Below are 26974 nucleotides of genomic sequence, written 5' to 3'. Positions count from 1 at the left end.
GGGTCGGGGTCCGGGGCGGAGCACCGGTTTCGGGAAGGGGCGGGGTGGGGGCTAGACCATAGGCCGGGGCACGGGGTCGGCTCGGCGCAGGCGGAACCAGTAGAAGCCGTGGCCCGCCAGGGTGAGCAGGTACGGGAGTTCGCCGATGGCCGGAAAGCGGACGCCGCCGATCAGCTCGACCGGGTGGCGGCCCGCGAAGGACTGCAGGTCCAGCTCCGTCGGCTGGGCGAAGCGCGAGAAGTTGTGCACGCACAGCACCAGGTCGTCCTCCCCGTCCGGAGTCCGCGGGGCCTCGCGCAGAAAGGCCAGAACGGCGGGGTTCGAGGAGGGCAGCTCGGTGAAGGAGCCCAGCCCGAAGGCCGGGTTCTGCTTGCGGATCTCGATCATCCGCCGGGTCCAGTGGAGCAGGGAGGACGGCGAGGACATGGAGGCCTCGACGTTGGTGACCTGGTACCCGTAGACCGGGTCCATGATCGTGGGGAGGAAGAGCCGCCCCGGATCGCAGGAGGAGAAGCCCGCGTTGCGGTCGGGGGTCCACTGCATGGGGGTGCGCACGGCGTCGCGGTCGCCGAGCCAGATGTTGTCGCCCATGCCGATCTCGTCCCCGTAGTAGAGGATCGGCGAGCCGGGCAGGGACAGCAGCAGAGCCGTGAACAGCTCGATCTGGTTGCGGTCGTTGTCCAGCAGCGGGGCCAGCCGCCGCCGGATGCCGATGTTGGCGCGCATGCGCGGATCCTTGGCGTACTCCGCGTACATATAGTCGCGCTCTTCGTCGGTGACCATTTCCAGCGTCAGCTCGTCGTGGTTGCGCAGGAAGATGCCCCACTGGCAGCCGGACGGGATGGCCGGGGTCTTGGAGAGGATCTCGGAGACCGGGTAGCGGGACTCGCGCCGCACGGCCATGAAGATGCGCGGCATGACGGGGAAGTGGAACGCCATGTGGCATTCGTCGCCGCCCGCCTCGTAGTCGCCGAAGTAGTCGACGACGTCCTCCGGCCACTGGTTGGCCTCGGCCAGCAGCACCGTGTCCGGGTAGTGGGCGTCGATCTCGGCGCGGACGCGCTTCAAGAGTTCATGGGTGCGGGGGAGGTTCTCGCAGTTGGTGCCCTCCTCCGCGTACAGATACGGCACGGCGTCCAGCCGGAATCCGTCGATGCCGAGGTCCAGCCAGAAGCGCAGGGCGGCCAGTACCTCCTCCTGGACGGCCGGGTTCTCGAAGTTGAGGTCCGGCTGATGCGAGAAGAAGCGGTGCCAGTAGTACTGCTTGCGTACCGGATCAAAGGTCCAGTTGGACGTCTCGGTGTCGACGAAGATGATGCGGGCGTCCTGGTACTGCTTGTCGTCGTCCGCCCAGACGTAGTAGTCGCCGTACGGTCCGTCCGGATCGGTACGGGACTCCTGGAACCACGGATGCTGATCACTGGTGTGGTTCATGACAAAGTCGATGATGACGCGCATGCCGCGCTGGTGCGTGGCGTCCACGAACTCGACGAAGTCGGCGAGGTCCCCGAACTCCGGCAGCACGGCCGTGTAGTCCGAGACGTCGTAGCCGCCGTCGCGCAGCGGGGAGGCGAAGAAGGGCGGCAGCCAGAGGCAGTCGACGCCGAGCCACTGCAGATAGTCGAGCTTGGCGGTGATGCCCTTGAGGTCGCCGACGCCGTCGCCGTTGCTGTCCTGGAAGGAGCGGACCAGGACCTCGTAGAAGACGGCGCGTTTGAACCAGTCGGGGTCGCGGTCCTTGGCCGGGGTGTCTTCGAACTTGTCCGGTACAGGCTCGTTGACGATCATGATGTGGGTGACCCTCCGATCGGTGAGGACGGTCGCAGGGAGAGCACGTGCGCGGGGGCCATGTCACGCCCAGGCTCCAGGCGCACGTAGTTGTCCCTGCCCCAGTGATAGGTCTCGCCGGTGAGCTCGTCGCGCACCGGGGCGGACTCGTGCCAGTCGAGGCCGAGTTCCGGCATGTTCAACGAGACCGTCGCCTCCTGGGTGTGGTGGGGGTCCAGGTTGACGACGGTGAGCACGCACGAGTCGCCCGTGCGCTTGGAGTAGACGATGACGGAGTCGTTGTCGGCGTGGTGGAATCGGAGGTTGCGCAGCCGGCGCAGGGCGGGGTGCCGCCGGCGCAGCCGGTTGAGCCGGGTGAGCAGCGGGGTGAGCGACGCTCCGGTGCGCTCCGCGCCCGCCCAGTCGCGCGGGCGCAGCTGGTACTTCTCGGAGTCGAGGTACTCCTCGCTCCCGGCGCGCAGCGGGGTGTTCTCGCACAGCTCGTAGCCCGCGTAGACACCCCAGGTGGGGGAGAGGGTGGCGGCGAGGACGGCCCGGATCGCGAAGGCCGGGCGGCCGCCGTCCGAGAGGTAGGCGTGGAGGATGTCGGGGGTGTTGACGAAGAAGTTGGGCCGCATCCAGGCGGCCGCGTCCCCGGCCAGCCCGGTGAGGTAGTCGGTCAGCTCCTGCTTGTCGTTGCGCCAGGTGAAGTACGTATACGACTGCTGGAAGCCGATCATGCCGAGCGTGTTCATCATCGCGGGCCGGGTGAACGCCTCGGCGAGGAAGAGCACATCGGGGTCGGTGCGGTTGATGTCCCCGATCACCTTCTCCCAGAAGACCACGGGCTTGGTGTGCGGATTGTCGACCCGGAAGATCCGCACGCCGTGGGACATCCAGAACCGCAGCAGCCGCTCGGTCTCCCGGACGAGTCCGGGGAAGTCGGCGTCGAAGGCGATGGGGTAGATGTCCTGGTACTTCTTGGGCGGGTTCTCGGCGTACGCGATCGTCCCGTCGGCGCGCCGGTGGAACCACTCGGGGTGCTCGGTGACCCAGGGGTGGTCGGGCGAGCACTGGAGCGCGAAGTCGAGCGCCACCTCCATGCGCAGCTCGCGCGCCCGGGCCACGAAGTGGTCGAAGTCGTCCAGGGTGCCGAGGTCGGGGTGGATCGCGTCGTGGCCGCCGTCCGGGGAGCCGATCGCCCAGGGGGAGCCGACGTCGAAGGGGCCCGCGGAGAGCGTGTTGTTGGGGCCCTTGCGGTACGCGGTGCCGATGGGGTGGACGGGCGGCAGATAGACGACGTCGAACCCGGCGGCGGCGACGGCGGGCAGCCGTTCGGCGGCGGTGCGCAGCGTCCCGCTGACCGGACGCCGCCCCTCCGCCACCTTGGCGCCCTCGGAGCGCGGGAACAGTTCGTACCAGGAGCCGAACAGCGCGCGCTCCCGCTCGACCTGGAGCGGCATCGGGCGCGAGGAGGTGACCAGTTCGCGCAGCGGATGCCGGTCGAGCGCGTCGGTGACCTCGGGGGCGAGGGCCGCGGCGAGCCGGTCGGCGACCGGGCGGCGCTCGTCGCGCAGCCCGTCGACGGCGCCGAGCACCGCCTCCCGGCCGTCGCTCTTGGGCACTCCGGCCGCCGCTCTCTCGTGCAGCCGGGCGCCCTCCTCCAGCACCAGGTCGGTGTCGATCCCGGCCGGGATCTTGATACGGGCGTGCTGGCGCCAGGTGGCGACGGGGTCGCTCCACGCCTCGACCGTGTACGACCAGCGGCCGGGAGCGGTGGGGGTGATCTCGGCGCCCCGGCGGTCGGTACCGGGGGCGAGTTCGCGCAGGGGGGTCCACGGCCCGGAGCGTCCGGCCGGATCGCGGAGGACGACGTTGGCGCTGACCGCGTCGTGGCCCTCCCGGAACACGGTGGCACTGACCTCGAAGGTCTCGCCCACGACCGCCTTGGCGGGGCGGCGGCCGCAGTCGATCAGCGGACGGATATCCAGGATGGGAATACGACCGATCATAGGATCACCTGACGGCGTCGCGGGCTGATGTGCGGAGGGCGCTTGATGGTCGGCGGCGGCTTCTGTCCTTTGTATAGGCTTTACCGCCGGGCGATGGGTTGCGGGCATGACAGCTCCTGTCCGCGTTCACTCTGGTGGGCGGATGGGGTCGGCCATGGGGGGCGCGTTCGGGAAGCCTTCCCACCGGACACCGGGAGACAATCCGGGTTCCCGTTAACTACCGGTTCGTAACGCGGGGTACACGAAGCGGCCCCGCGCGTATCCGTGCGGGGCCGATGATATGACCGTAATCATGAGGGGCGGCAGGGTCCGTCTCAGCCGCCTGCGGCCGACGCCGCGTCAGCCGATCACCCGCAGCAGGCGGTTCGGCGCGCCGCGCCCCGGGTTCCGTACGGCCCCCTCGGCCGCCGCCGTGAGCGCCGCGCTCACCCGGGCCGGGGTCGCCGAGCGGTGGGCGGCGAGGTAGAGCGCCGCCGCGCCCGCGACATGGGGCGCCGCCATCGACGTACCCGACAGCGTCGCCGCCGCCGTATCGCTCGCGCGGGACGCCGAGACGATCCGGTCGCCGGGCGCGAACAGGTCCACCGCCGGGCCGTAGTTGGAGAACGGTGAGCGCCGGTCGGCCCGGTCCGTCGCACCCACCGTGATCGCCTCGGGCACCCGCCCCGGCGAGTACGCGCCCGCGGACCGGCCCGCGTTGCCCGCCGCGATGGTGAAGGTGAGACCGGCGCGCGCTCCGGCGCGTATCGCCTCGTCCCACTCCGGGACCGGCCCCGCGATCGCCGACCCCAGGCTCAGGTTCACCACCGACGGCTTCCGGGCGTGCCGCAGCACCCAGTCCAGACCGGCCAGCACCTCGGCGCTGGTGCCCTCGCCCCGGTCGTCCAGCACCCGGACGGCGACGACGTCGGCCTTCTTCGCCACGCCGTACTGCGCGCCCGCGGCGGTCGCGGCCACATGGGTGCCATGGCCGTTGCCGTCCTGCGCCACCGGGTCGTCGTCCACGAAGTCCCAGCCGGAGCGGGCCCGGCCGCCGAAGTCCCGGTGGCTGGTGCGCACTCCGGAGTCGATGACGTAGATCGTCGTCCCGCGCCCGCCGCCGGACGGCGCCGTGTACGCCCCGTCCAGCGCGGCCCCGGCGGGCTGATCGATCCGGTCCAGACCCCACGACGGCGGGTACGGCTGGGTGGTGGCGGTGGCGCGCAGGGACACCTCGGCGTCCCGGGTCACCGAGGCGACGCCCGGGTCCGCCGCGAGCCGTCTCGCCTGCGCCTCGTCGGCCCGTACGGCGAAGCCGTTCAGCGCCCTGCTGTACGTGCGGCGCACCGTCGCCCCGTACCGCTCGACGACGTCCTCGCCCGGCCCGGACGAGGCCGAAATCCCCCGTTGCAGCGTCACGATGTACGTGTGGTGCGCGGCCGGGCCCGCGGCCTGGGCGGGCAGTGCCGCGCCCGTCAGCACCATCGCGGCGGCGGCCAGCGCCCCGGCCGTCCGGCGGCGGCCTCTGCTCCTGCTGTGCGGACTCCTTCTGCGCGTGCTCCTCCTGTGCGCCATGGACGATCCCTCCCACCCTCCCCGATGCGAAGGCGGCCAGGGTCTCGTGGGCGGGGAACCCCGACAAGTGCGCATCAGGGGGCCCACCGCGCGCGCGGCGCGCGGTGGGCCGGTGCTGGGCGCCTACTTGTAGGAGATGTCGGACTCCTTGTAGAGGCAGGTCTTGCTGTCCGGTCCCGAGCCGGTCTCCTCGGGCTCGTCGCCGGTGTCGTTGCCCTTGAAGCGGACGCAGGGGTCGATCTTCTTCTTGTCGTCCCCGATGATCGTGATGTCGCTGAGCTTCGCGGTGTCCCCGAAGTTCTCGTTGACGCCGACGAGCGACTTGCCCGGTGCGGTCACCTCCACGCCGTCCACCACCACCGCGCGCTTCTGCTGCTTCGAGCAGTTGCCGCACGAGCGGTAGAGCTTGCCGAAGTCCCGCACGGCGAAGTCGCGGATGGTGAGCGTGCCGCCGCCGTTGTGCTGGAAGACCTTGTCGTCGGCCTTGCGCGCGCCGCCGCCCGTGATCGTGTACTTGGCGTTGGCGCCGCCCAGGAAGGTCGCGGCGTCCTCGCCGACGTCCTCCCACCAGACGTTCTGCAGGGTGCAGCTGCCCTCGCAGTGGATGCCGTCGGCGGCGGGGGAGCCGATGACGACGTTCTTCAGCGTGGCGCCGTCGGCGAGTTCGAACATCGCGGGCTGGCCCTCGTCCTGGCCGCCGTCGCCGAGTTCGCCCTCGCCGATGTAGCGCCGCATCTTGCCGTCGACGACCCCGGAGATCTGCTGCGTCGAGCTGACCGGCTTGTCGTCACCGGGGGTGGGCCACTCGGCGGACGCCGAGGCCGAGGAGAGCATCGTCCCGGCCGTGATCGCGCCGATGGTGAGGGCGGCGGCGCCGAGGCCGCCGATCAGGGCGCGCTTGCGGGTGGGACGCGGTTTGTGGTGCTGCCGTGCCATGTGTATCCATTCCGTGGGGGGAGCCCGGCCCGCGAGAGATCACGGACCGGGCGGTGGACCTCGCTTACGCCTGATGGCTACTTGTAGGTGAGGTCGGAGCTGCTGTACTTGCAGTACGTGCCGTCGGCGTCGCTGCCGTTCTTCGTCGGCTCCTTGCCGGTGTTGTTCCCGATGTACTTCTGACACGGGACGATCTTCTTGCCGCTGTCCCCGACGATCGTGACCTTGCGCAGGGTCAGCGAGTCCCCGTAGTTGGTGTTGATCCCGCCGATGACCTTGCCCGGGGCGGTGATCTCGGTGTTGGTCACGTTGATCGTGCGCTTGTACTGGCTGGAGCAGTTGCCGCAGGAGCGGACGAACGTCGAGAAGTCCTGCCCGGCGAAGTTGGAGATGTTGAGCGTGCCGCCGCCGTTGAACTGGAAGATCTTGTCCGAGGCCTTGCGGGCGCCGCCGCCGATGACGTTGTACGTCTTCCCGGTGCCGCGGAACGTGGCGGCGTCCTCGCCGACGTCCTCCCACCAGACGTTCTGCAGCGTGCAGCTGCCCTTGCAGTGCACGCCGTCGGCCGCCGGGGCGCCGAGGATGACGTTCTTGAGCGTCGCGCCATCGGCCAGCTCGAACAGCGGGCCCTGGTCCTCGTCCTGGTTGTCGCTGCCGAGGTCGCCGTCGCCGTAGTAGCGCTTCATGCCGCCGTCGGTGGTCCCGCTGACGGGGATCGTCTTGGTGACCGCCTGCGGGCTGCCGCTGGGCGTGGGCCAGGAGGCGGCCGACGCGGCCGACAGGGACAGCCCGGTGGTGATCGCACCCGCGGTGAGGGCGATGGCGCCGAGGGCACCGCCCAGCGCGAGTCGTCTGGTGCTTCGTTCTGCCATATCAGCTCCTTGTGCGGAAGGGGGTGATGGGGAATTCGGGAAGGGGGTTCAGGGGGTCTTGATGGACGGCCTCGGCGGGGTGGCCATCTTGTTGCCGATGAAGAAGCTGGGGTGCGGCGGCTGGTTGTAGCCGGTGTTCTGCCAGGCCAGCGCCTCGCGGTACTGCCGGTCGTGCAGCAGCGTGGTGATCCGCCGGTCGGTCTCGTACGGCGTGGAGTAGATCCGCAGCGCCGTGTTGTCGCTGGTCGGCCAGATGACCTCCTCGCGCCAGTCGCCGAGGATGTCGCCCGCCAGCGACGGGTTCGCCTTGGTGCCGTTGTTCGAGTGCACCCCGGAGGCGGTGAGCTGCCGGGACTCGCCCGACGTGCCGTACTTGTCGACGCGCGTGCCGTCCAGCAGCTCGCGCACCGGGTCGCCGTCCCACCAGGACAGGAAGTTCATGGAGGAGGGCTTGCGGCCCTTGGTGGCCCCGGAGGCCGAGCGGATCTGGTCGTCCTTCGCGGACCACATCTCGGCGCCGTCGTTGCCCGCCCAGATGTCACCGGCCACGCCGCGCCCGTTGTCGCCGTTGGCCCCGGTCGTCCAGAGCACCTGGCCGGTCTTGGCGTCGGCCAGGTACGAGGACGGCTTCGAGGAGTCCTCGTCGACCTTGAAGTACTCCAGGCCCGGCCGGGACGGGTCGAGGTCGCCGAGGTGGGCCGCGTCGCCGTGGCCGTTCTTCGTCGTCCACAGCCCGGAGCCGTTGTCGTCCACGGCCATCGAGCCGTAGACGATCTCGTCCTTGCTGTCGCCGTCCACATCGCCGATGGTCAGCGCGTGGTTGCCCTGCCCGTCGTAGCCCTTGCCGCTGTTGGTGGAGCTGTTCGTGTCGAACGTCCACTTGCGGGTCAGCTTGCCGCCCTTGAAGTCCCAGGCGGCGATGACGGAGCGGGTGTAGTAGCCGCGCGCCGCGATCAGGGAGGGCGTGGAGCCGTTGAGGTACGCCGTCCCGGCGAGGAAGCGGTCCACCCGGTTGCCGTACGAATCGCCCCACGAGGAGACCGTGCCGCGCGCCGGGACGTAGTCCACGGTGTCCAGCGCGGCGCCCGTGCTGCCGCTGAACATCGTCAGGAACTCGGGGCCGCTCAGCACATAGCCGCCGGAGTTGCGGTAGTCGGCGGACGCGCTGCCGATCGTCTTGCCCGCGCCGTCGACCGTGCCGTCCGCGGTCTTCATCGCGACCTCGGCCTTGCCGTCGCCGTCGTAGTCGTACACCTGGAACTGGGTGTAGTGCGCGCCGGAGCGGATGTTGCGGCCCAGGTCGATGCGCCACAGCCGCTTGCCCTGGAGGGTGTACCCGTCCACGATCGTGTTGCCGGTGACGCCGGACTGCGAGTTGTCCTTCGCGTTCGTCGGCTGCCACTTGAGGACGAGATCGAGGTCGCCGTCGCCGTCCAGGTCGCCCACGGAGGCGTCGTTGGCCTCGTACGTGAAGCCGGAACCGGCGGCCGGGGGCGAGATCGGGACATCGAGGTAGCCCGAGCGGAACGCGAGGGCGGCCGGTGAGGCGGCCTGCTCCGTCCCGTTCACCACGGCGCGCACCGTGTACGTCTCGGTGGCCGCCGCGCCCTTGTCCAGGTAGTTGGTCGAGCCCGTGATCGGGGACGCGTTGACCTTGGTGGAGCCTCGGTAGACGTTGAAGGCGACATTGGCCGGGTCGGTGGCCAGCCAGCGCCAGCTGACCAGGTTGTCGCTGCCCGAGCGGACGCTGACCAGGCCCCGGTCCAGCTTCTCCAGCTGAGCGGCCGCAGCCTTGGCCGTCGTATCCGTGCCCTCTTCGGCGGCCCCCGAGATGCCCGCCAGACCGGTGACGGCGAGCCCGCCCACCGCGAACGCCGCGACCAGCGTCCGGGGACGGCCGAGCCGCCCGCGCGCCGCGTGTCTGGGCGGGTGACCGGGTGCGGGCTGCGATTCGTCCCGGATACGCACGGGGCCTCCAAGGCATGGGGGGATGTGAACGCCCCCTAGTGGTCGCCCTGGCCGGAAAGGTTGCCGCCTCCCGACCGAACTTCGCGGGGCTCGGGCGAAACAGCCGAAACGGGGGCGCGTCGGCCGCTACGGTCGAAGGTGTGAAGGCCATCCGTCGCTTCAGCGTGCGTCCCGTGCTCCCGGAACCCCTACGACCGCTCCACCGGCTGGCGCGCAATCTGCGCTGGTCGTGGCATCCCGAGACCCGCGAGCTGTTCGAGGCCATGGACCCCGAGGGCTGGCGGGAGTCCGGCGGCGACCCGGTGCGGCTGCTGAGCGCCGTCCCCGTCGCCCGCCTGGCGGAACTCGCCACGGACCGCGCCTTCCTGCGCCGCCTGGGCGCGGTGGCCGAGGACCTGGACGACTATCTGACCGGCCCCCGCTGGTACCAGGGCCGCACCGCGTCCCCGGACGACCCGGGCCGTACGGACGCCCCGGACCACCCCGCCCTGCCCGACGCCGTTGCCTACTTCTCGCCCGAGTTCGGCATCACCGCCGCCCTGCCCCAGTACTCCGGCGGTCTCGGCATCCTCGCCGGTGACCACCTCAAGGCCGCCAGCGACCTCGGCGTCCCCCTCATCGGTGTCGGACTGCTCTACCGCCACGGCTACTTCCGGCAGTCCCTCTCCCGCGAGGGCTGGCAGCAGGAGCAGTACCCCGTCCTCGACCCCAACGAGCTGCCCCTCTCGCTGCTCCACGAGCACCGCCCCGGCGCGGGCATCGGCCAGCCCGCCCGGGTCACCCTCGCGCTCCCCGGGGGCCGCCCGCTGCACGCCCACATCTGGCAGGCCCAGGTCGGCCGCGTCCCGCTGCTGCTGCTCGACTCGGACGTGGAGGGCAACGGCCCCGGCGAGCGCGAGGTCACCGACCGGCTCTACGGCGGCGGCAGCGAACACCGGCTGCTGCAGGAGATGCTGCTCGGCATCGGCGGCGTGCGCGCGGTGCGCGCGTACTGCCGGATCACCGGGCACGCCGAGCCCGAGGTGTTCCACACCAACGAGGGACACGCCGGGTTCCTCGGTCTGGAGCGTATGCGCGAACTCATGGAGGCAGAGGAAGGAGCGGCGGGCTTCGAGGCCGCCCGGGAGACCGTCCGCGCCGGGACCGTCTTCACCACCCACACCCCCGTCCCCGCCGGGATCGACCGGTTCGACCGCGACCTGGTCGCCCGTCACTTCGGGGACGGCGGCGAACTGTCCGGCATCGGCACCGAGCGCGTCCTCGCCCTCGGCCGCGAGACCTACCCCGGCGGCGACCCCGGCGTCTTCAACATGGCCGTCATGGGGCTGCGGCTGGCCCAGCGCGCCAACGGGGTCTCCACCCTCCACGGCCAGGTCAGCCGCGAGATGTTCGCCGGGCTCTGGCCCGGCTTCGACGCCGACGAGGTGCCCATCACCTCCGTCACCAACGGCGTCCACGCGCCCACCTGGCGGGCCCCCGAGGTGACCCGGCTCGGCGCCCGCCAGTTCGGCCACCTCCCCGCCGGGGAGCTGTGGGAGCTGCGCCGCACCCTGCGCAAGCAGCTCGTCGCCGAAGTACGCCAGCGGCTGTACGCGTCGTGGCGGCAGCGCGGCGCGGGCACCGCCGAGCTGGGCTGGATCGACTCCGTCCTCGACCCCGACGTGCTCACCATCGGCTTCGCCCGCCGCGTCCCCTCGTACAAGCGGCTCACCCTGATGCTGCGCGACCGCGACCGGCTCACCGAGCTGCTGCTGCACCCCGAGCGGCCGATCCAGATCGTCGTCGCGGGCAAGGCGCACCCGGCCGACGACGGCGGCAAGCGGCTCGTCCAGGAACTCGTCCGGTTCGCCGACGAGGCCAGGGTGCGGCACCGCCTCGTCTTCCTGCCCGACTACGGCATGGGCATGGCCCAGAAGCTCTACCCCGGCTGCGACGTCTGGCTCAACAACCCGCTGCGCCCGCTGGAGGCGTGTGGCACCAGCGGGATGAAGGCCGCGCTCAACGGCTGTCTCAACCTCTCTGTCCTCGACGGCTGGTGGGACGAGTGGTACGAGCCCGACTTCGGCTGGGCCATCCCCACCGCCGACGGCTCCGCCGTGGACGAGGACCGCCGCGACGACCTGGAGGCGACCGCCCTCTACGAGCTGCTGGAGACCCGGGTCGCACCGCAGTTCTACGACCGGGGCCCGGACGGACTCCCCGGCCACTGGATCGACATGGTGCGCCAGACCCTCACCACCCTCGCCCCCAAGGTGCTCGCGGGACGCATGGTGCGCGAGTACGTGGAGCGGCTCTACGCCCCGGCCGCCCGCGCCCACCGCGCGCTGAATCCCGCGGTGGCTCATGAACTGTCCGCCTGGAAGGCCCAGGTCCGCGAGGCCTGGACACAGGTGGCCGTCGACCACGTCGAGACCCGGATCACCCCGCCCGCCCCCGGCGGTGCCGCCGAACTCGGCTCCGCGCTCTCCCTCCGCGTCCAGGTCCGCCTCGGCGGCCTCGACACCGCCGACGTCGAGGTGCAGGCCGTCGCGGGCCGTGTGGACGACGGCGACCAGCTGACCGACACCACCGCCATCCCCCTCAAGCCCACCTCGGGCCCCGACGACGAGGGCCGCCACCTCTACGAAGGCCCGCTCGCCCTCGACCGCACGGGCCCCTTCGGCTACACCGTCCGCGTCCTCCCCGCCCACCCCCTGCTGGCCTCCCCGGCCGAACTCGGCCTCACCGCACTGCCGTCGGAATCCACCTCCGAGGTCGCGGGAGTCCTGATGCGCTGAACACCCTGTTCCCCGCCCCTTCGCTGAACGGACGACGAACAGTGCGGGATGTTTTGGCCACGGCCGCCCGATGTCCGTTTTGGGCTCGTACATTCACCCCCCAAGACATGTGTCTGACGGGGGAAAAGACATGGAGTGGCTGGAACAACTGCTGGCTCCGGAGAACCTGCTGGCGCTCCTCGGCGTCGTCGTCACGCTCGGCGGGCTGTCGTACGAACGGCTGATCCCGGGGCGGAAGCGCATCGGCTACCGCGTGCAGATGGACACGCTGATAGACGACAGCGCCCAGGACGGACTGATCCACCAGCGGCTGCGGATGCTGGAGAACAACCCGGATCTCGCCGGAGCCTCACTGGTGCTGCTGCGCATCGAGAACGACGGCTTCCGCAGCATCGACGCGGACGACTACTTCACCGCGCCGTCGACAGAACACCGCGGGCTCACCGCCACGTTCCCGAACCGGATCGTCCAGGACGTGGCGGTGACCGAGCCCAGCCATCCGGATCTGCTGCGCCATCTGCCGCAGAACGGCACCGAGGAGCGGCCCGGACTGATCTGCGCGGGGAATGAGATCTCCCTGCCGAGGGTGCCGCTGAACAAGGGGGACCACTTCAAGCTGCTGGTGCTGCTGACCGGGGACGGCACCGACAAGCCGCCGCATGTGGGCGGGCGCATCAAGGAAGGCCGTATCCGGAACAACGAGAAGTTCCGGCGGCCCAGCAACCGGGTCCTGGGGCTCATCGGCAGCCTGCTGGCCCTGCTGATGTTCCAGTCGTTCGGCACCCAGCTGTGGCAGGACGACCCGCTGCCGCGCGGCTGCGCCGAGGGGGACCTGACGATCGTCGGCTCGACCGCGTTCAGCCCGGTGGCCCGGGACCTGGGCCGGGCGTACGGGAGCGACTGCCGCGACGCCCGGGTCCAGGTGCGGGCCGAGGGCAGCGGGCGCGGTACGGGCACGCTGCGCGAGGCGGGCGAGACGGCGAAGGGCGCGTTCCCTCCGTACGTCGCCTTCTCCGACGGCCCGGACGGGGAGGACGATCCGAAGCTCAAGGAGCATCTGGTGGCGCTGTCCGTCTTCACCATGGTGGTGAACAAGGACGTCCGGCTGCCGGATCTCTCGCTCGCGGAGCTGCGCGGGCTCTACGCGGGCCGCATCACCAACTGGAAGCAGCTGCCCGGCGGTCCCGATCTGCCGGTGCGGCTGGTGAGCCGGGACGCGAAGTCGGGGACGCGCGGGGTGTTCGAGGGCCGGGTGCTGGGCGACAACGAGATCTCCCGGACCTCCGACAACTGCCGCACCCCCAATTTCGCCCGGGACACGGTGGTGCGCTGTGAACTCGACAGCACCCAGGAGGTCCTGAAGACCGTGGCCCGCATCCCGGGCGCGATCGGCTACGCCGAACTGCGGTCCGCCGAGGGGAGCGTCGCCGGGGGCGACGTCAAGCTGCTGAAGCTGGACGGGCAGGCGCCCTCCATCGAATCGGTGCGGACGCGGACGTACCCCTTCTGGGAGCCCGAGTACGCGTACACCTTTGGTCGGCCGCCCGCCAACTCCCTGACGTCGAAGTTCCTCGACTATCTGGCGGGTGACACCGGACGGAACCTGATCGAGACCCATGGCCATCTGCCGTGCTCCGTCCCGGAGAACCAGGAGGCCTGCCGACTGGCCGCCGGGCCCCGATAAGTCCCGCTGCACGTGCAGAAGGTCGTGCAACCGCACGGTCAGCCGTATCGTCCTGCACACCGAGACGCAACACGTGCGACGAAAGCGAACACGGATGACAGCGGACGACGGGTTTCTGGGCCATCTCGAACAGCACCTCGGAACCATCCGGCACATCGCATCGGGCCACTACGACCTGGTCGAGTTCCATCAGCCGGATCCCGGGATCAGCACGGTGATCACCAATGGGCTGCGCTTCCAGTCCCTGACCGCGACGCGCCCGCAGGAGCTGGTGTGCAGTCTGTGGGAGGGGCAGCGGGACATCGCCCGCTACTTCGTCGACAGCATGGCCGGTGTGCTGCTGGAGCAGGGCCGCGGGCTGGAGTACGGGGCGGTCGTGGTGAACGACCGGCCGGTCCTGGAGGGCACGGAGATGCACGGCGTGCTCGCGCACCCGAGTCCGTACTTCGGAAGCGACTTCGACCTGTTCCGGAACGCGTCCGGGGAGCCCGCGGCGCAGATCATCACCCTGATGCCGGTGACGGCCGCCGAGGCCGCCCTGGTCGAGGAGGAGGACGCCGACGAGCTGTTCGAGCGCTTCTGGGCGAAGCGGCCCAATCTGCTGGATGTCACGCGCCCTTCGGCCGTCTGACACGGCATCGGCTGGGCGGGTCACGGGACCCGCCCAGCCGTTCATCACCTCAGGGCATCAGTCAGGGACTACTTGACGTTCACGCCGCCCCAGGCGTTGTTGACCGCCTTGTACTCGGTGCTGTTCGCGCCGTACAGCTTCTTCGCGGCGTTGAGCGTCGCGGTGCGCGCCTTGGCGTAGTTGGTGGTCGAGGTCATGTACGTGGTCAGGGCCTTGTACCAGATCTTCTCGGCCTTGGCCCGCCCGATGCCCTTGACGACCCGGCCGTCCTTGGTCGGGCTGTTGTACGTGACACCGTTGATCACCTTCTTGCCGCTGCCCTCGGCCAGCAGGTAGAAGAAGTGGTTGGCGATGCCGGAGGTGAAGTGCGGGTCGTCCTCGCCGACGCCGCTCTTCCAGTAGTCGTAGGACAGGCCGTCCTTGCTGGGCTTGTCCATGTAGCGCAGCGGGGTGCCGTCGCCGTTGATGTCGATCTTCTCGCCGATGAGGTAGTCGCCCTTGTCCTTGGCGTTCTTGGCGTAGAACTCGACGGCGGTGCCGAAGATGTCGGAGGTGGCCTCGTTGAGGCCGCCCGACTCGCCGCTGTACTCCAGATTGGCGGTGGCCGAGGTGAGGCCGTGGCTCATCTCGTGGCCCGCGACGTCGAGCGAGGTGAGCGGCTTCTTGTTGCCCGCGCCGTCGCCGTACGTCATGCAGAAGCAGGCGTCATCCCAGAAGGCGTTCTGGAACGCGTCACCGAAGTGGACGCGGGAGAACGCGGCCTTGCCGTTGTTCTTGATGCCGTTCCGGCCGAGGACCTTCTTGTAGTAGTCCCAGGTCACGGCGGCGCCGTAGTGGGCGTCCACGGCGGCGGTCTGCGCGATGGTGGGCTTGCCGTTGCCCCAGACGTTGTTGGGGTCGTAGAACGCCGACCCCTTCTTGGTGTCGTCCCACGAGCGCTTGGAGTTGTACGTCTGGTGGCCGCCGCGCGCCTTGTCCTTCAGCAGCCACTGCTTGCCGCTCTTGACCGAGCCGACGGTGACCTTGCCGTTGTGCTGGCCGGTGCCGGTGCCGTTCTTGATGTCCTGGAACTCGTACAGCTTCTTACCGCTGTCGGCGTCCGTGATGACGTGCATCCGGCTCGGCGTGCCGTCCTTCTGGACGCCGCCGACGACGGTCTCGTACGCGAGGACGGGCTTGCCGGAGGCGGCCCAGATCACCTTGCGCGGGGCGCGCTCGGTGGCGGCGCCGGTCACCTCGGCGGCCTTCGCGGCGGCCAGGGCGGTGCGCTGGGCGCCGGAGGCGGCGAAGGCGGCGCGGGTGTCGGCGACCTTGATGTCGGCGTCCGTCGCCTTGGTGACGCCCTCCTTGGCACCGCTCGGCGCCTCGTGGACGATCAGGTCGCCGCCGAGGACGGGAAGCCCGTCGTAGGTGCGCTCGTAGCGGGTGTGGGTCGAGCCGTCGGCGTCCTTGATGACATCACGGACGATCAGCTTCTCCTTGCCGCCCAGCCCGAGGGACGTGGCAGCGGAGGACTCGGGAGTGGCCGCGCCCGCGGGGGCCGCGGTGGCACCGGCGGCGAGCAGGGAGGCGGCCAGGGTCGCCGCTCCTGCGGCGAGGGCGGTACGCGAGCGTCTGTGACGGGCTATGCCGGATATGGCAGACGTCGAGCGTGAATCCACGCGTATCTCCTGTTGTGAAAGGAAGTTGACCGACGTATCGGTCAACCCGGCAAAGATGTGTCTTTGCTGTGAAGAAAACATACCGGTGCCCGGGGACAAACCCCGGGCACCGGCCGCATGTTGTGCGTTACGCATCGGTAACGCCGCTTTTTCCGCCTGATGTTGAGCTACTTGACGTTGACTCCGGCCCAGGCGGCGGCGACGCCCTTGGACTCGGCGCTGTCGTCCCCATAGAGGTCGTTCGAGGCCTTCAGGGTTGCCTCACGCGCCGCTTTGTAGTCCGTGGTGGAGGTCATGTACGTGGTCAGGGCCTTGAACCAGATCTTCTCGGCCTTGTCCCGCCCGATGCCCTCGACCTTCTTGCCGTCGGAGGTCGGGCTGTCGTACTTGACGCCGTCGATCTCCTTCGCGCCGCTGCCCTCGGACAGCAGGTAGAAGAAGTGGTTGGCCACGCCGGAGGAGTAGTGGACGTCGAGGTCGCCGACCTTCTCGGACCACTCGTCCGCGGACTGGCCGTCCTTGCTGGGCTTGTCCATGTAGCGCAGCGGGGTGCCGTCGCCGTTGATGTCGATCTCTTCGCCGACGAGGTAGTCGCCCTTGTCCTCGGCGTTCTTCGCGTTGAACTCGACGGAGCTGCCGAAGATGTCGGAGGTGGCCTCGTTGAGGCCGCCCGACTCGCCGCTGTACTCCAGGCCCGCGGTCTTGGAGGTGACGCCGTGGGTCATCTCGTGCGCCGCGACGTCGAGGGCGGTCAGCGGGGCCTTGTTGCCCTCGCCGTCCCCGTACGTCATGCAGAAGCAGGAGTCTTCCCAGAACGCGTTGACGTAGCTGTCGCCGTAGTGGACGCGGGACGTGGCGGCCTTGCCGTCGCCGCCGATGCCGTCGCGGCCGTGCACGTTCTTGTAGTAGTCCCAGGTGGTGGCGGCGCCGTAGTGGGCGTCCACGGCGGCGGTCTGCGGGTCGTCGCCCTTGCCGTTGCCCCAGGCGTCGTCCTCGTCGGTGAACGCCTTGCCCTCGCCGTCCTCCTTGTTCTCCAGGTTGACGGTCTTGTGGCCGCCCCGGTCGCCGTCGGTCAGGGTGAAGCCGCTGCCCTCCTTGGAGGTGCCCAGCTCCACCTTGCCGCTGTACTGGCTCTCGCCGCTGCCGGTTTCGACGCCCTGGCGCTCGTAGAGCTTCTTGCCGGTGGCGGCGTCGGTGATGACGTGCAGCTCGTTCGGGGTGCCGTCCTTCTGGACGCCGCCGACGACGGTCTCGTACGCCAGGACCGGCTTGCCGTCCGCGGCCCAGATCACCTTGCGCGGGGTCTGCGCCTTCGCGTCCGTGCTGTCGTCCGCCTGGGCGGCCTTCACCGCGGTCCGGGCCGCACCGCTCGGGGCGGCCTCGGCCTTGGTGGTGGCGACCTTGACGGTGGCCTTGGTGGCCTTGCTGACGCTGTTCACCTTGCCGCTTCTGGCCTGGTGGACCACCAGGTCGCCGCCGAGGACGGGGAGTCCGTCGTAGGTGCGCTCGTAGCGGGTGTGGGTGGTGCCGTCGGCGTCCTTGATGACGTCCTTGACGACCAGCTTCTCCTTGGCGCCGAGGCCGATGGACTTCGCCGTCTCGGCCTTGGTGGCGTTCGCGTCGCGCAGCAGCTCGGCGCGGGCGGACGCGGTGAGCTTCGCGGGCAGCGCGCCCGCCCTGGCGTCCGCGTCGGCCGGTGCGGCACCGGCGGATCCGGTGGTCAGCCCGGTGGCCAGCAGCGCCGCGGTGGCGACGGCGGCACCGGCGGCGATCGCCGAACGGCGCTTTCCGCCACCGGATATGGGCATGCTGAAGGTCTTGCTCACGCTAACTCCCTCGTTGCTGTGGGGGGTCAGTGCCGGGCAGCGGCAGGCGCGGCACGGCACTGAACAAGAGGTACTGGTGCGTAATGCGTGGGCAGACTGTCATACAAGCCGCAGACATGTCACGGGTTTCCTGGCGGGTCCAGGAGAATTTGTTCATGGAAACGCATGGGAGACGCCGCCAGGAGGAGTCGGGTCACCCCTGGCGGCGCCTGGTTCTATATGGCGTTGCTGTTAAGGATGCTGACGGACCGTCAGAAGGTCAGCTTCCAGCCGTTGATGGTGCCGGAGTCCGACGCGTAGACGTCCTGGACCTTGAGGTTCCACGTGCCGACCGCCGTCTCGGACGAGGCGTCCACGGTGTACGTGGCCTTCACGTCGTCGCCCGAGTCGAAGATGCTGGAGCCCTTGAGCCGGTAGGCCGTACCGTCCGGGGCGACGAGGTCGATCACCAGGTCACCGCGGTAGCTGTGGGTGATGTCCACGGTCACCTGGAGGGCGGACGGGGCGTTCCCGGCGCGGCTCACGGTGATCGGTGAGCTGACCGCGCTGCCGCCGTCCGGGATGGCGATGTCCGTGGTGCTCTCGAAGACGTTGCCGCCGGTGGTGTTGACGGTCCAGGTGAACGACGCGGTGCCGGTCTCGCCCGTCGCGTCGGTCACCGTCACGGTCACCGCGCTGGAGCCCTCGGTGGTCGGGGTGCCGGAGATGACGCCGGTGGCGGAGTCGAGGGACAGGCCATCGGGCAGCCCGGTGGCCGCGTAGCTCAGCGCGCCCGCGTTGGAGCTGGTGGCCTTGATCTGCAGGCTGGTGGCCTGGCCGACGATGCTGGTCTGATCGCCGGGCGGGGTGACGCTGACGCCGTCGACGATCCGGGCGCCGACGTTGACCCCGGCCCAGGCGTTCGCCACCGCGTTGTACTGGGCGCTGCCCTGGCCGTACAGCTCGCCCGCCGCCCACAGCGTCGCCTCGCGCGCGGCGGCGTAGTTGGTGCTGGACGTCATGCGCTGGCTGAGCGCCTTGAACCACACCTTCTCGGCGGCGTCCCGGCCGATGCCGGTGACCGGCAGCCCGTCGGAGGTCGGGCTGTTGTAGCTGACGCCGTTGATGACCTTGGCGCCGCTGCCCTCGGAGAGCAGGTAGAAGAAGTGGTTGGCGACCCCGGACGAGTAGTGCACGTCCACGTTGCCGACGCCCGAGTACCAGTTGTCCTTGGACGCGCCGTCCTTGCTGGGCTTGTCCATGTAGCGCAGCGGGGTGCCGTTGCCGTTGATGTCGATCTTCTCGCCGACGAGGTAGTCGCCGACGTCGTTCGCGTTGTCCGCGTAGAACTCGACGGCCGCGGCGAAGATGTCGGAGGTGGCCTCGTTGAGGCCGCCGGACTCACCGCTGTAGACCAGCTTGGCGGTGGCCGCGGTGACGCCGTGGCTCATCTCGTGCGCCGCCACGTCGATCGAGGTCAGCGGCTTGGCGTTGCCCGAGCCGTCGCCGTACGTCATGCAGAAGCAGGAGTCCTGCCAGAAGGCGTTGACGTAGTTGCTGCTGTAGTGGACCCGGGAGTACGCGCCGACGCCGTCGCCCCGGATGCCGCTGCGGCCGTGCACGTTCTTGTAGTAGTCCCAGGTCTCGGCGGCGCCGTAGTGGGCGTCGACCCCGGCGGTGGCGAGGTCGGCGGGGGCGCCGGTGCCCCACACGTCGTCGGCGTCGGTGAACAGGGTGCCGGTGCCCGAGGTGCCGCGGTTCAGGTTGTACGTCTTGTGGCTGCCGCGCTCGGTGTCGGTCAGGCTGTACGAGCCCGCGCTGCCCGAGGTGCCGAGCGGGACCTGCCCGCTGTACTGGCTGTTGCCGGTGCCGTTCTTGACGCCCTGGTACTGGAACAGCTTCTTGCCGGTGGCCGCGTCGCTGATGACGTGCAGCTCGTTGGGCGTGCCGTCCTCCTGGAGGCCGCCGACGACGGTCTCGTACGCGAGCGTCGGCGTGCCGTTCGCCGCCCAGATCACCTTGCGCGGCGCCCGGTCGGCCTCGGTCTTCCGCGAGCCCTCCGCCTTCGCCGCCGTCACGGCGGCCTTCTCGGCGGTGGCGGGCTTGACGGCGGCGGTGGTCGTCGCGACCGTCAGCTTGGCCTTGGTGGCCTTCGCGACGGTCTCCACCGCGCCGCCCTTGGCGCGGTCCACGACCAGATCGCCGCCGAGGACGGGCAGCCCGGCGTAGGTGCGCTCGTAGCGGGTGTGGGTCGAGCCGTCGGCGTCCTTGATGACGTCCCTGACGACCAGCTTCTCCTTCGCGCCCAGGCCCAGCGTCTTCGCGGTGGCGGCCTTGGCGGAGGCGGTGTCGGCGGCGCGGATCAGCGCGGTACGGGCGGCGGGCGACAGCGGCGCGGGCAGCGCGCCGGGCCGGGCCTTGGCGGCCATCGTGCCGCCGGCGGCCGCGTCACCCGCGCGGGCGGTGGCGGGACCGGTCTGCACACCGACGACGATCATCGCGGCGGCAGCGACCAGAGCACCGGCCACGGCGCCGCGCCGATGAGGTCTGTCGGATCTGCCGGGTCTGAGATGCCGTTGGGGGAAGGTCTTCACGCTGACTCCTTCTGCGCTGGCCGCGCGCTGGCGCGACCGTCCGGGCAGGACATGGCGGAGCAGGTGGTACGGCGTGGGGGGTGGCCCGAGGTGGTGATGAGCTGTGGAATTGCCGCACCTCGGTCGAGGGAAGAGTGCCATCATTGGACTCGACCTGTCAGGAGCGCGACAACAAGTTGACCGGAAAGCGTCCGTTGACACGTGTGCTGTATCCGCATACCGGATGCGGCAGTTCAGTCCGAGCCACCCCCGGCGCAGCTCAGCGTCGCGTCATACGAGGCTGTCCCGCCATGCCTGGTGCAGTGCCGCGAAGCGGCCCTCGCCCGCTATGAGGGCGGCGGGGGTGCCGTCTTCGACGATGCGGCCGTCGGCCATGACCAGGACGCGGTCGGCGATCTCCACCGTGGAGAGGCGGTGGGCGATGACGACGGCGGTGCGGCCGCGCAGGACCGTGTCCATGGCGCGCTGGACGGCGCGTTCGCCCGGGATGTCGAGGGAGGACGTGGCCTCGTCGAGGATGAGGACGGCCGGGTCGGCGAGCAGGGCGCGGGCGAAGGCGACCAGTTGGCGCTGGCCCGCCGAGATGCGGCCGCCGCGCTTGCGGACATCGGTGTCGTAGCCGTCGGGCAGGGCGGCGATGAAGTCGTGCGCGCCGATGGCCTTGGCGGCCTGTTCGATCTCGGTACGGGTGGCGTCGGGGCGGCCGATGGATATGTTGTCGGCGACCGTGCCCGAGAACAGGAACGCCTCCTGGGTCACCATGACCACCCCGCGCCGCAGATCGGGTGTGTCCAGGTCGCGCAGGTCGACGCCGTCGAGCAGCACCCGGCCCTCGGTGGGGTCGTAGAAGCGGGCGAGCAGCTTGGCGAGGGTGGACTTGCCCGCGCCGGTCGCGCCGACCACCGCGACCGTCTGCCCGGCGGGCAGGGTGAGGTCGAAGCGGGGCAGCACCTCGCCGCCGGTGCGGTACGCGAAGCGCACCCCGTCGAAGACGACTTCGCGGCCGGGCTCCCGCGTGGGGCGCGGCGGCAGGGGGCGCGGGTCGGCCGGTTCGGGGACGGACGGGCGCTGGGCCAGCAGGCCCGCGATCTTCTCCAGGGAGGCGGCCGCGGACTGGTACGAGTTGAGGAACATCCCCATGCGGTCGATCGGGTCGTACAGCCTGCGCAGATACAGCGCGGCCGCGGCCAGCACGCCCAGCTCCAGATCGCCCGAGGCGACCCGGTAGGCGCCCCACAGCACGATGGCGGCGACCGCCGTGTTCGCGGTCAGCCGGGAGCCGACCACGTAGCGGGCCATCTCCAGGATCGCGGTCCCGTTGATCTGCTGGTGGCGGCCGTTCAGCTCGTCGAAGCGGGCGTCGTTGGCGCGCTCGCGGCGGAAGGCCTGCACCGGGCGGATGCCGTTCATCGTCTCGGTGAACGCCACGATGACGGAGGCGGTGGCCGTCGACCGCTTGCGGTAGACGCGCATCGACCGGCGCTGGAAGGAGCGGATGAGCAGATACAGCGGCACGAAGGAGAGCACGGCCGCGCCGCCGAGCCCCCAGTCCAGGTACAGCAGGGTCGCGGCGATGTAGACGACGGACAGCGCGATGCCGAGCAGCTCCTCCAGCCCCTCGCTGAGCAGCTCCCGCAGCGATTCGACGTCCGTCGTGGCGCGGGAGATGAGCCGCCCCGAGGTGTACCGCTCGTGGAAGTCCACGCTGAGGGCCTGGGCATGGCGGTAGATCCGGCCCCGCAGGTCCAGCAGCACGTCCTGGCTGATGCGGGCGGAGGCGCGGATGAACGCGAACTGGAGGGCGCCGGAGGCGAGCGCGCAGCCCGCGTAGCTCGCCCCGACGGCGATGAGCGGGCCGTTGTCGCCGTCCCGGAAGGCGGGCACCGCGCGGTCGATGGCGAACGCGACGAGCAGCGGGCCCGCCTGCACGGCGGCCTGTTGCAGCAGCAGGAGGACGCCCGCGAGCCAGACGCGGGCGTGGCGCGGGGCGAGCAGTGAGCGCAGCAGGATGAGGGAGGCGCCCTTGGGGGCGGGCAGCACGTCGTGGTCGAAGGGGTCCTCGGCTGCGGCGGGCTTTTCCCCACCCCGCCCCTTCCCGTAACCGGGGCTCCGCCCCGGCCCCCGCCGGACCCGCCCGGTGGCTCCGGCAGCCCCTGCGTCCCCAGTGCGCCCGGTGGCTCCGGCGTCCCCGGCGTCCTCGGCGTCCCCGGTTCGTCCGGCGTCGTCGGTGGCCGGGCGCTCCTCCTCGGCCGCCGCACGCTCCCCGGCGTCCTCGGCTGCGGCGGGGCTTTCCCCACTCCGCCCCTTCCCGTACCCGGGGCTCCGCCCCGGCCCCCGCCGGACCCGCCCGGCGTCCCCAGCGGCCCCGGTGCGTCCCGCGTCTCCGGTGGCCGCGCGCTCCCCGGCGGCGCCCGCGTCTCCGGCGTCCTCGGTATCCCGGGCGTTCTCGGCCGTCGTCATGGGCCGTCCTTCCCGTTGTTCACGTCGTCGTCGCCTTCCTGCCCCGACATCAGCGTCCGGTACGCCGGGTTGTCCCGCAGCAGTTGGTGGTGGGTGCCGACGGCGGCGATGCGGCCGTCCTCCAGCAGCGCCACCCGGTCGGCGAGCAGCACGGTCGACGGCCGGTGCGCGACGACCAGCGCGGTCGTCGTCGCGAGGACCTGCCGCAGTGCGGCCTCCACCCGCGCCTCGGTGTGCACGTCCAGCGCGGACAGCGGGTCGTCCAGCACCAGGAAGCGCGGGGCGCCGACGACGGCGCGGGCCAGGGCGAGGCGTTGGCGCTGGCCGCCGGACAGGCTCAGGCCCTGCTCGCCCACCTCGGTGTCGGTGCCGTGCGGCAGGGCGTGTACGAACTCCGCCTGCGCCACCTCCAGGGCCCGTGTCAGCGCGGCCCGGTCCGCGCCGTCCGCGCCCATGAGCACGTTCTCCCCGGCCGTCGCCGAGAACAGCGTGGGCTCCTCGAAGGCGACGGCCACCAGGGCGCGCACCTCGTCGCGGGGGAGTGCGGTGATGTCCCGCCCGTCGAGGGTGATCCGCCCGCGCGTCACCTCGTGCAGCCGTGGCACGAGCGCGGTCAGAGTGGTCTTCCCGGAGCCCGTCGCCCCGACGAGCGCCATGGTCTCGCCGGGCCGGATGTGCAGGTCCACCCCGCGCAGCACGGGCGGGGCGTCCGGGGGAGTGTCGCCGTACCGGAACTCCACCCCCTCGAACCGCAGTCCGCCCTCACCGCGCTGCCCCGGCAGCACGGACGCGGGCCGGTCCGCCGCGTCCGCCGCGTCCGCCGGAGTGGCGTCCAGGACCTCGAAGAACCGGTCGGTGGCCGTCGCCGAGTCCTGGCTGAGCGCCAGCAGAAAGCCCAGGGACTCCACCGGCCAGCGCAGCGCCAGGGCCGTGGACAGGAAGGCGACGAGCGTGCCCGCCGAGAGGTCGCCGTCGGCGACCTGGATGGTGCCGAGGACCAGGGCCGCGCCGATCGCCAGCTCCGGCAGGGTCATGATCAGCGCCCAGATGGTGGCCAGCAGCTTCGCCTTGCGCAGCTCGGTGGCCCGTACCCGCTCCGACAGGGCCTGGAACGCGCGGGCCTGGCTGCGGTGGCGGCCGAAGCCCTTGACGATACGGATGCCGAGCACGCCCTCCTCGACGACCGTCGTCAGATCCCCGGTCTGGTCCTGGACCGTGCGGGCCACGCCCGCGTACCGCGTCTCGAACAGCGAGCAGAAGATCATCAGCGGCACGGCCGGGATCAGCAGCACCAGCCCCAGCGTCCACTGCTGCGCCAGCAGGATCGCGAAGCCGACCAGGATGGTGACCCCGTTGACCACCAGGAAGGTCAGCGGGAAGGCCAGGAACAGCCGCAGCAGCATCAGATCGGTCGTGGCCCGCGACAGCAGCTGGCCCGAGGCCCAGCGGTCGTGGAAGGAGACCGGCAGCCGCTGCAGATGGCGATAGAGAGAGGCGCGCATCGACGCCTCGACGGACGCCAGCGGCCGCGCCACCAGCCACCGCCGCAGCCCGAACAGCCCCGCCTCGGCCACCCCGAGGGCGAGCAGCAGCGCACCGCCCAGCCACACCCCGGACGGGTCGCGGTCGGCGACCGGCCCGTCCACCATCCACTTGAGGACCAGCGGGATGACCAGACCCAGGCAGGAGGCGACGACCGTCACCCCCGCCGCCGTGAAGAACCGGGCCCGCACCGGGCGCACGTAGGGCCACAGCCGCAGCAGGGAGCGCGTGGTGGAGCGGTGCCGCGGGGCGGCTCCGCTCTCCTGTTCCCGGGGTGCGTCCCGGGGCGTCGTTGTCACAGACATCAGTGGCGAGACTACGTTCCGCCACTGACAGCGCTCACTCGGATATTTGTCGTAGGTCCGCTTGGAGGTCTACGGCGGTCAGGGCGCGCAGCAGCAGTACGGAGCGCTCGGGTAGCTCGACCGGCGCGCCCGCCGGATAACGCGCTCCCGGCGGAGCCTCCTGGTCCTCGCGCGAGGTGTCCAGCAGGAGTTCGTAGCCCGCCGCCCACGGCGGCCCGGGCAGGACGAACGGCAGCGGCCCGGCGCCCGCGTGGAGCAGCGTCAGGAAGCTGTCGTCGGTGACCGGCACGCCCCGCGCGTCCCGCTGCGGCAGGTCGCGGCCGGAGAGGTAGACGCCGAGGGCGGTCGTCGGCGCGTACCAGTCGGATTCCGTCATCTCCTCGCCGCGCGGCGTGAACCAGGCGAGGTCGCGCACCCCGTCCGGAGGCCGGGCGCGGCCGGAGAAGAACGCGGTCGGCCGCAGTACCGGATGGGCACGGCGCAGCCGGATCAGCCGCGCGGTGAGGTCGGTGAGCGCCTGCCAGCCGGGGTCGTCCAGCAGCGACCAGTCGACCCAGCCGGTCGCGTTGTCCTGGCAGTACGCGTTGTTGTTGCCGCCCTGGGTGCGGCCCATCTCGTCGCCCGCGACGAGCATCGGGACGCCGGTGGACAGCAGCAGCGTGGCGAGCAGCCCGCGCAGCCTGCGGCGGCGCAGGGCGCTGATGCCCGGGTCGTCGGTCTCGCCCTCGGCGCCGCTGTTCCAGGAGCGGTTGTCCTGGGTGCCGTCGCGGTTGCCCTCGCCGTTGTCCTCGTTGTGCTTGCGCTCGTAACTCACCAGGTCGCGCAGGGTGAAGCCGTCGTGCGCGGTGATGAAGTTGACCGAGGCGCACGGTCCGCGCCCGCCGTGTCCGTACAGGTCACTGGAGCCGGAGAGCCGGTAGCCGAGGTCGCGCACATCGGGCAGCGCGCCGCGCCAGAAGTCCCGTACGGCATCGCGGTAGCGGTCGTTCCACTCGGCCCACAGCGGCGGGAACGCGCCCACTTGATAGCCGCCGGATCCCACGTCCCAGGGCTCGGCGATCAGCTTGACGCGCCGCAGCACCGGATCCTGGGCGATCACGGCGAGGAACGGGGAGAGCATGTCGACCCCCGCGCCGCCGCCGTGCGCGGAGCGGGCCAGCGCAGCTGCCAGGTCGAAGCGGAAGCCGTCCACGCCCATCTCGGTGACCCAGTAGCGCAGCGAGTCGGTGATCAGCCGGAGTACGTGCGGCTGACCGGTCTGGAGGGTGTTGCCGCATCCGGTGAAGTCGGCGTAGCGGCGCGGGTCCTGCTGGAGCCGGTAGTAGCCCCGGTTGTCGATGCCGCGCAGCGACAGCGTCGGGCCCAGCTCGCCCGCCTCGGCGGTGTGGTTGTAGACGACGTCGAGGATCACCTCGATCCCGGCGGCGTGCAGGGCGCGCACCATCCGCCGGAACTCGCCCACCTGCTGGCCCCGGGTGCCGGTGGCGGCGTATCCGGCGTGCGGCGCGAAGTAGCCGATGGAGTTGTAACCCCAGTAGTTGCGCAGGTTCCGCCGCAGCAGATGGTCCTCGTGCGCGAACTGGTGCACCGGCAGCAGCTCCACCGCCGTCACCCCGAGCCGGGTCAGGTGCTCGATCGCGGCGGGGTGCGCGAGCCCGGCGTACGTGCCGCGCAGCTCGGGCGGGACGCCGGGGTGGCGCATCGTGAAGCCGCGCACATGGAGTTCGTAGATCACCGACTCGGCCAGCGGTGTCCTGGGGCGCGGGTCGTGGGCCCACCCGCCGGGCGGCCCGCCCGCGTCGTCGCCCACGACCACGCCCTTGGGGACGTACGGGGCCGAGTCGCGCTCGTCCCGCACGGTGTCGGCGACGTGCTGCTGCGGCCAGTCCCGTACGTGGCCGTAGACCTCGGCGGGCAGCGGGCCGCCGGGCGGGCCGAAGTCGCCGTCCACGGCGCGCGCGTACGGGTCCAGCAGCAGTTTGGCCGGGTTCCAGCGGGCGCCGGTCCACGGGTCCCAGCGGCCGTGCACGCGGTAGCCGTAGCGCCGCCCCGGCAGCACCCCGGGGACGAAGCCGTGCCAGACCTCGTGGGTCTGCTCGGCCAGCCGGTGGCGGGTCTCGGTGCCATCGTCGTCGAACAGGCACAGCTCGACGGCCTCCGCCCCGCCCGCCCACAGCGCGAAGTTGGTGCCGGGCACGCCGCCGGGCCCGGGGCGCACGCGCGCGCCGAGCGGCTGCGGGGTGCCCGGCCACGCGGCGGGTCCGGCCACGGGGGCGCCGCCGCGCGGGGCGGGCAGCGGCGCGGGCGCGGCGGGGCGGCGGAGCGCCGGTCCGGCGGCGGGCGGGGCGGGTAAGCCGTCGGAGGGCTCCAGGGTGTGCTGCTCGGCTGCTTTCGACACATGCGCCT

15 protein-coding genes are annotated in these 26974 nt (G+C 71.1%); 3 read left to right on the top strand and 12 right to left on the bottom strand.

What is annotated here, in order from left to right:
- Nucleotides 1-51: 51 nt before the first annotated feature.
- The 6 genes from treS to ACWC5C_RS16645 all read right to left on the bottom strand — a co-directional run bounded on the left by treS (nt 52) and on the right by ACWC5C_RS16645 (nt 9109).
- The gene (gene treS / locus ACWC5C_RS16670) at nt 52-1788 is read right to left on the bottom strand and encodes a maltose alpha-D-glucosyltransferase (protein ID WP_385446350.1); all 1737 of its coding nucleotides are present in this window, start codon (nt 1786-1788) and stop codon (nt 52-54) included.
- Nucleotides 1785-3779, bottom strand: a complete 1995-nt coding sequence (locus ACWC5C_RS16665; RefSeq protein WP_450876083.1) for an alpha-1,4-glucan--maltose-1-phosphate maltosyltransferase — start codon at nt 3777-3779, stop codon at nt 1785-1787. The genes treS and ACWC5C_RS16665 overlap by 4 nt, the downstream gene beginning before the upstream one ends.
- Before the next feature lie 339 nt (nt 3780-4118).
- The gene (locus ACWC5C_RS16660) at nt 4119-5333 is read right to left on the bottom strand and encodes a S8 family peptidase (protein ID WP_450876082.1); all 1215 of its coding nucleotides are present in this window, start codon (nt 5331-5333) and stop codon (nt 4119-4121) included.
- Between the two features lie 123 nt (nt 5334-5456).
- Nucleotides 5457-6269: a pectate lyase gene (locus ACWC5C_RS16655; protein WP_450876081.1), complete on the bottom strand. Its 813-nt coding sequence runs from the start codon at nt 6267-6269 to the stop codon at nt 5457-5459.
- Between the two features lie 77 nt (nt 6270-6346).
- The gene (locus tag ACWC5C_RS16650) at nt 6347-7141 is read right to left on the bottom strand and encodes a pectate lyase (protein ID WP_450876080.1); all 795 of its coding nucleotides are present in this window, start codon (nt 7139-7141) and stop codon (nt 6347-6349) included.
- 48 nt (nt 7142-7189) lie between these two features.
- Nucleotides 7190-9109, bottom strand: a complete 1920-nt coding sequence (locus ACWC5C_RS16645) for a rhamnogalacturonan lyase (protein ID WP_450876079.1) — start codon at nt 9107-9109, stop codon at nt 7190-7192.
- 140 nt (nt 9110-9249) lie between these two features.
- On the opposite strand from ACWC5C_RS16645, the gene glgP reads away from it, so the two are divergent.
- The 3 genes from glgP (at nt 9250) to ACWC5C_RS16630 (ending at nt 14201) form a co-directional block, all read left to right on the top strand.
- A complete protein-coding gene (gene glgP / locus ACWC5C_RS16640) occupies nt 9250-11886 on the top strand; it encodes an alpha-glucan family phosphorylase (RefSeq protein ID WP_450876078.1) in 2637 nt (878 codons plus the stop codon).
- Nucleotides 11887-12016: 130 nt separating this feature from the next.
- The gene (locus ACWC5C_RS16635) at nt 12017-13570 is read left to right on the top strand and encodes a phosphate ABC transporter substrate-binding protein (protein WP_450876077.1); all 1554 of its coding nucleotides are present in this window, start codon (nt 12017-12019) and stop codon (nt 13568-13570) included.
- Between the two features lie 94 nt (nt 13571-13664).
- Entirely contained in the window at nt 13665-14201 is a 537-nt protein-coding gene (locus ACWC5C_RS16630; protein WP_450876076.1) for a suppressor of fused domain protein, read from the top strand.
- Between the two features lie 68 nt (nt 14202-14269).
- Here the strand turns inward: ACWC5C_RS16630 and ACWC5C_RS16625 are convergent, their stop codons facing one another.
- The 6 genes from ACWC5C_RS16625 to glgX all read right to left on the bottom strand — a co-directional run bounded on the left by ACWC5C_RS16625 (nt 14270) and on the right by glgX (nt 26966).
- Nucleotides 14270-15862, bottom strand: coding sequence for a M4 family metallopeptidase (locus ACWC5C_RS16625; protein ID WP_450876075.1), 1593 nt, complete (start codon nt 15860-15862; stop codon nt 14270-14272).
- Nucleotides 15863-16029: 167 nt separating this feature from the next.
- Nucleotides 16030-17670, bottom strand: coding sequence for a M4 family metallopeptidase (locus tag ACWC5C_RS16620; RefSeq protein ID WP_450876164.1), 1641 nt, complete (start codon nt 17668-17670; stop codon nt 16030-16032).
- Nucleotides 17671-17939: 269 nt separating this feature from the next.
- Entirely contained in the window at nt 17940-20165 is a 2226-nt protein-coding gene (locus ACWC5C_RS16615; RefSeq protein ID WP_450876163.1) for a M4 family metallopeptidase, read from the bottom strand.
- 366 nt (nt 20166-20531) lie between these two features.
- Nucleotides 20532-22721, bottom strand: coding sequence for an ABC transporter ATP-binding protein (locus ACWC5C_RS16610; RefSeq protein ID WP_450876074.1), 2190 nt, complete (start codon nt 22719-22721; stop codon nt 20532-20534).
- Nucleotides 22718-24568 carry an ABC transporter ATP-binding protein gene (locus ACWC5C_RS16605; RefSeq protein ID WP_450876073.1) on the bottom strand — a complete coding sequence of 617 codons (1851 nt, stop codon included), beginning with the start codon at nt 24566-24568 and terminating at the stop codon, nt 22718-22720. The genes ACWC5C_RS16610 and ACWC5C_RS16605 overlap by 4 nt, the downstream gene beginning before the upstream one ends.
- Nucleotides 24569-24602: 34 nt before the next feature.
- Nucleotides 24603-26966, bottom strand: coding sequence for a glycogen debranching protein GlgX (gene glgX / locus ACWC5C_RS16600; protein ID WP_450876072.1), 2364 nt, complete (start codon nt 26964-26966; stop codon nt 24603-24605).
- Between the last annotated feature and the right edge of the window lie 8 nt (nt 26967-26974).

This window comes from Streptomyces sp. NPDC001700 (assembly GCF_053596435.1).
This window is presented reverse-complemented; position numbering and strand designations above follow the sequence as displayed.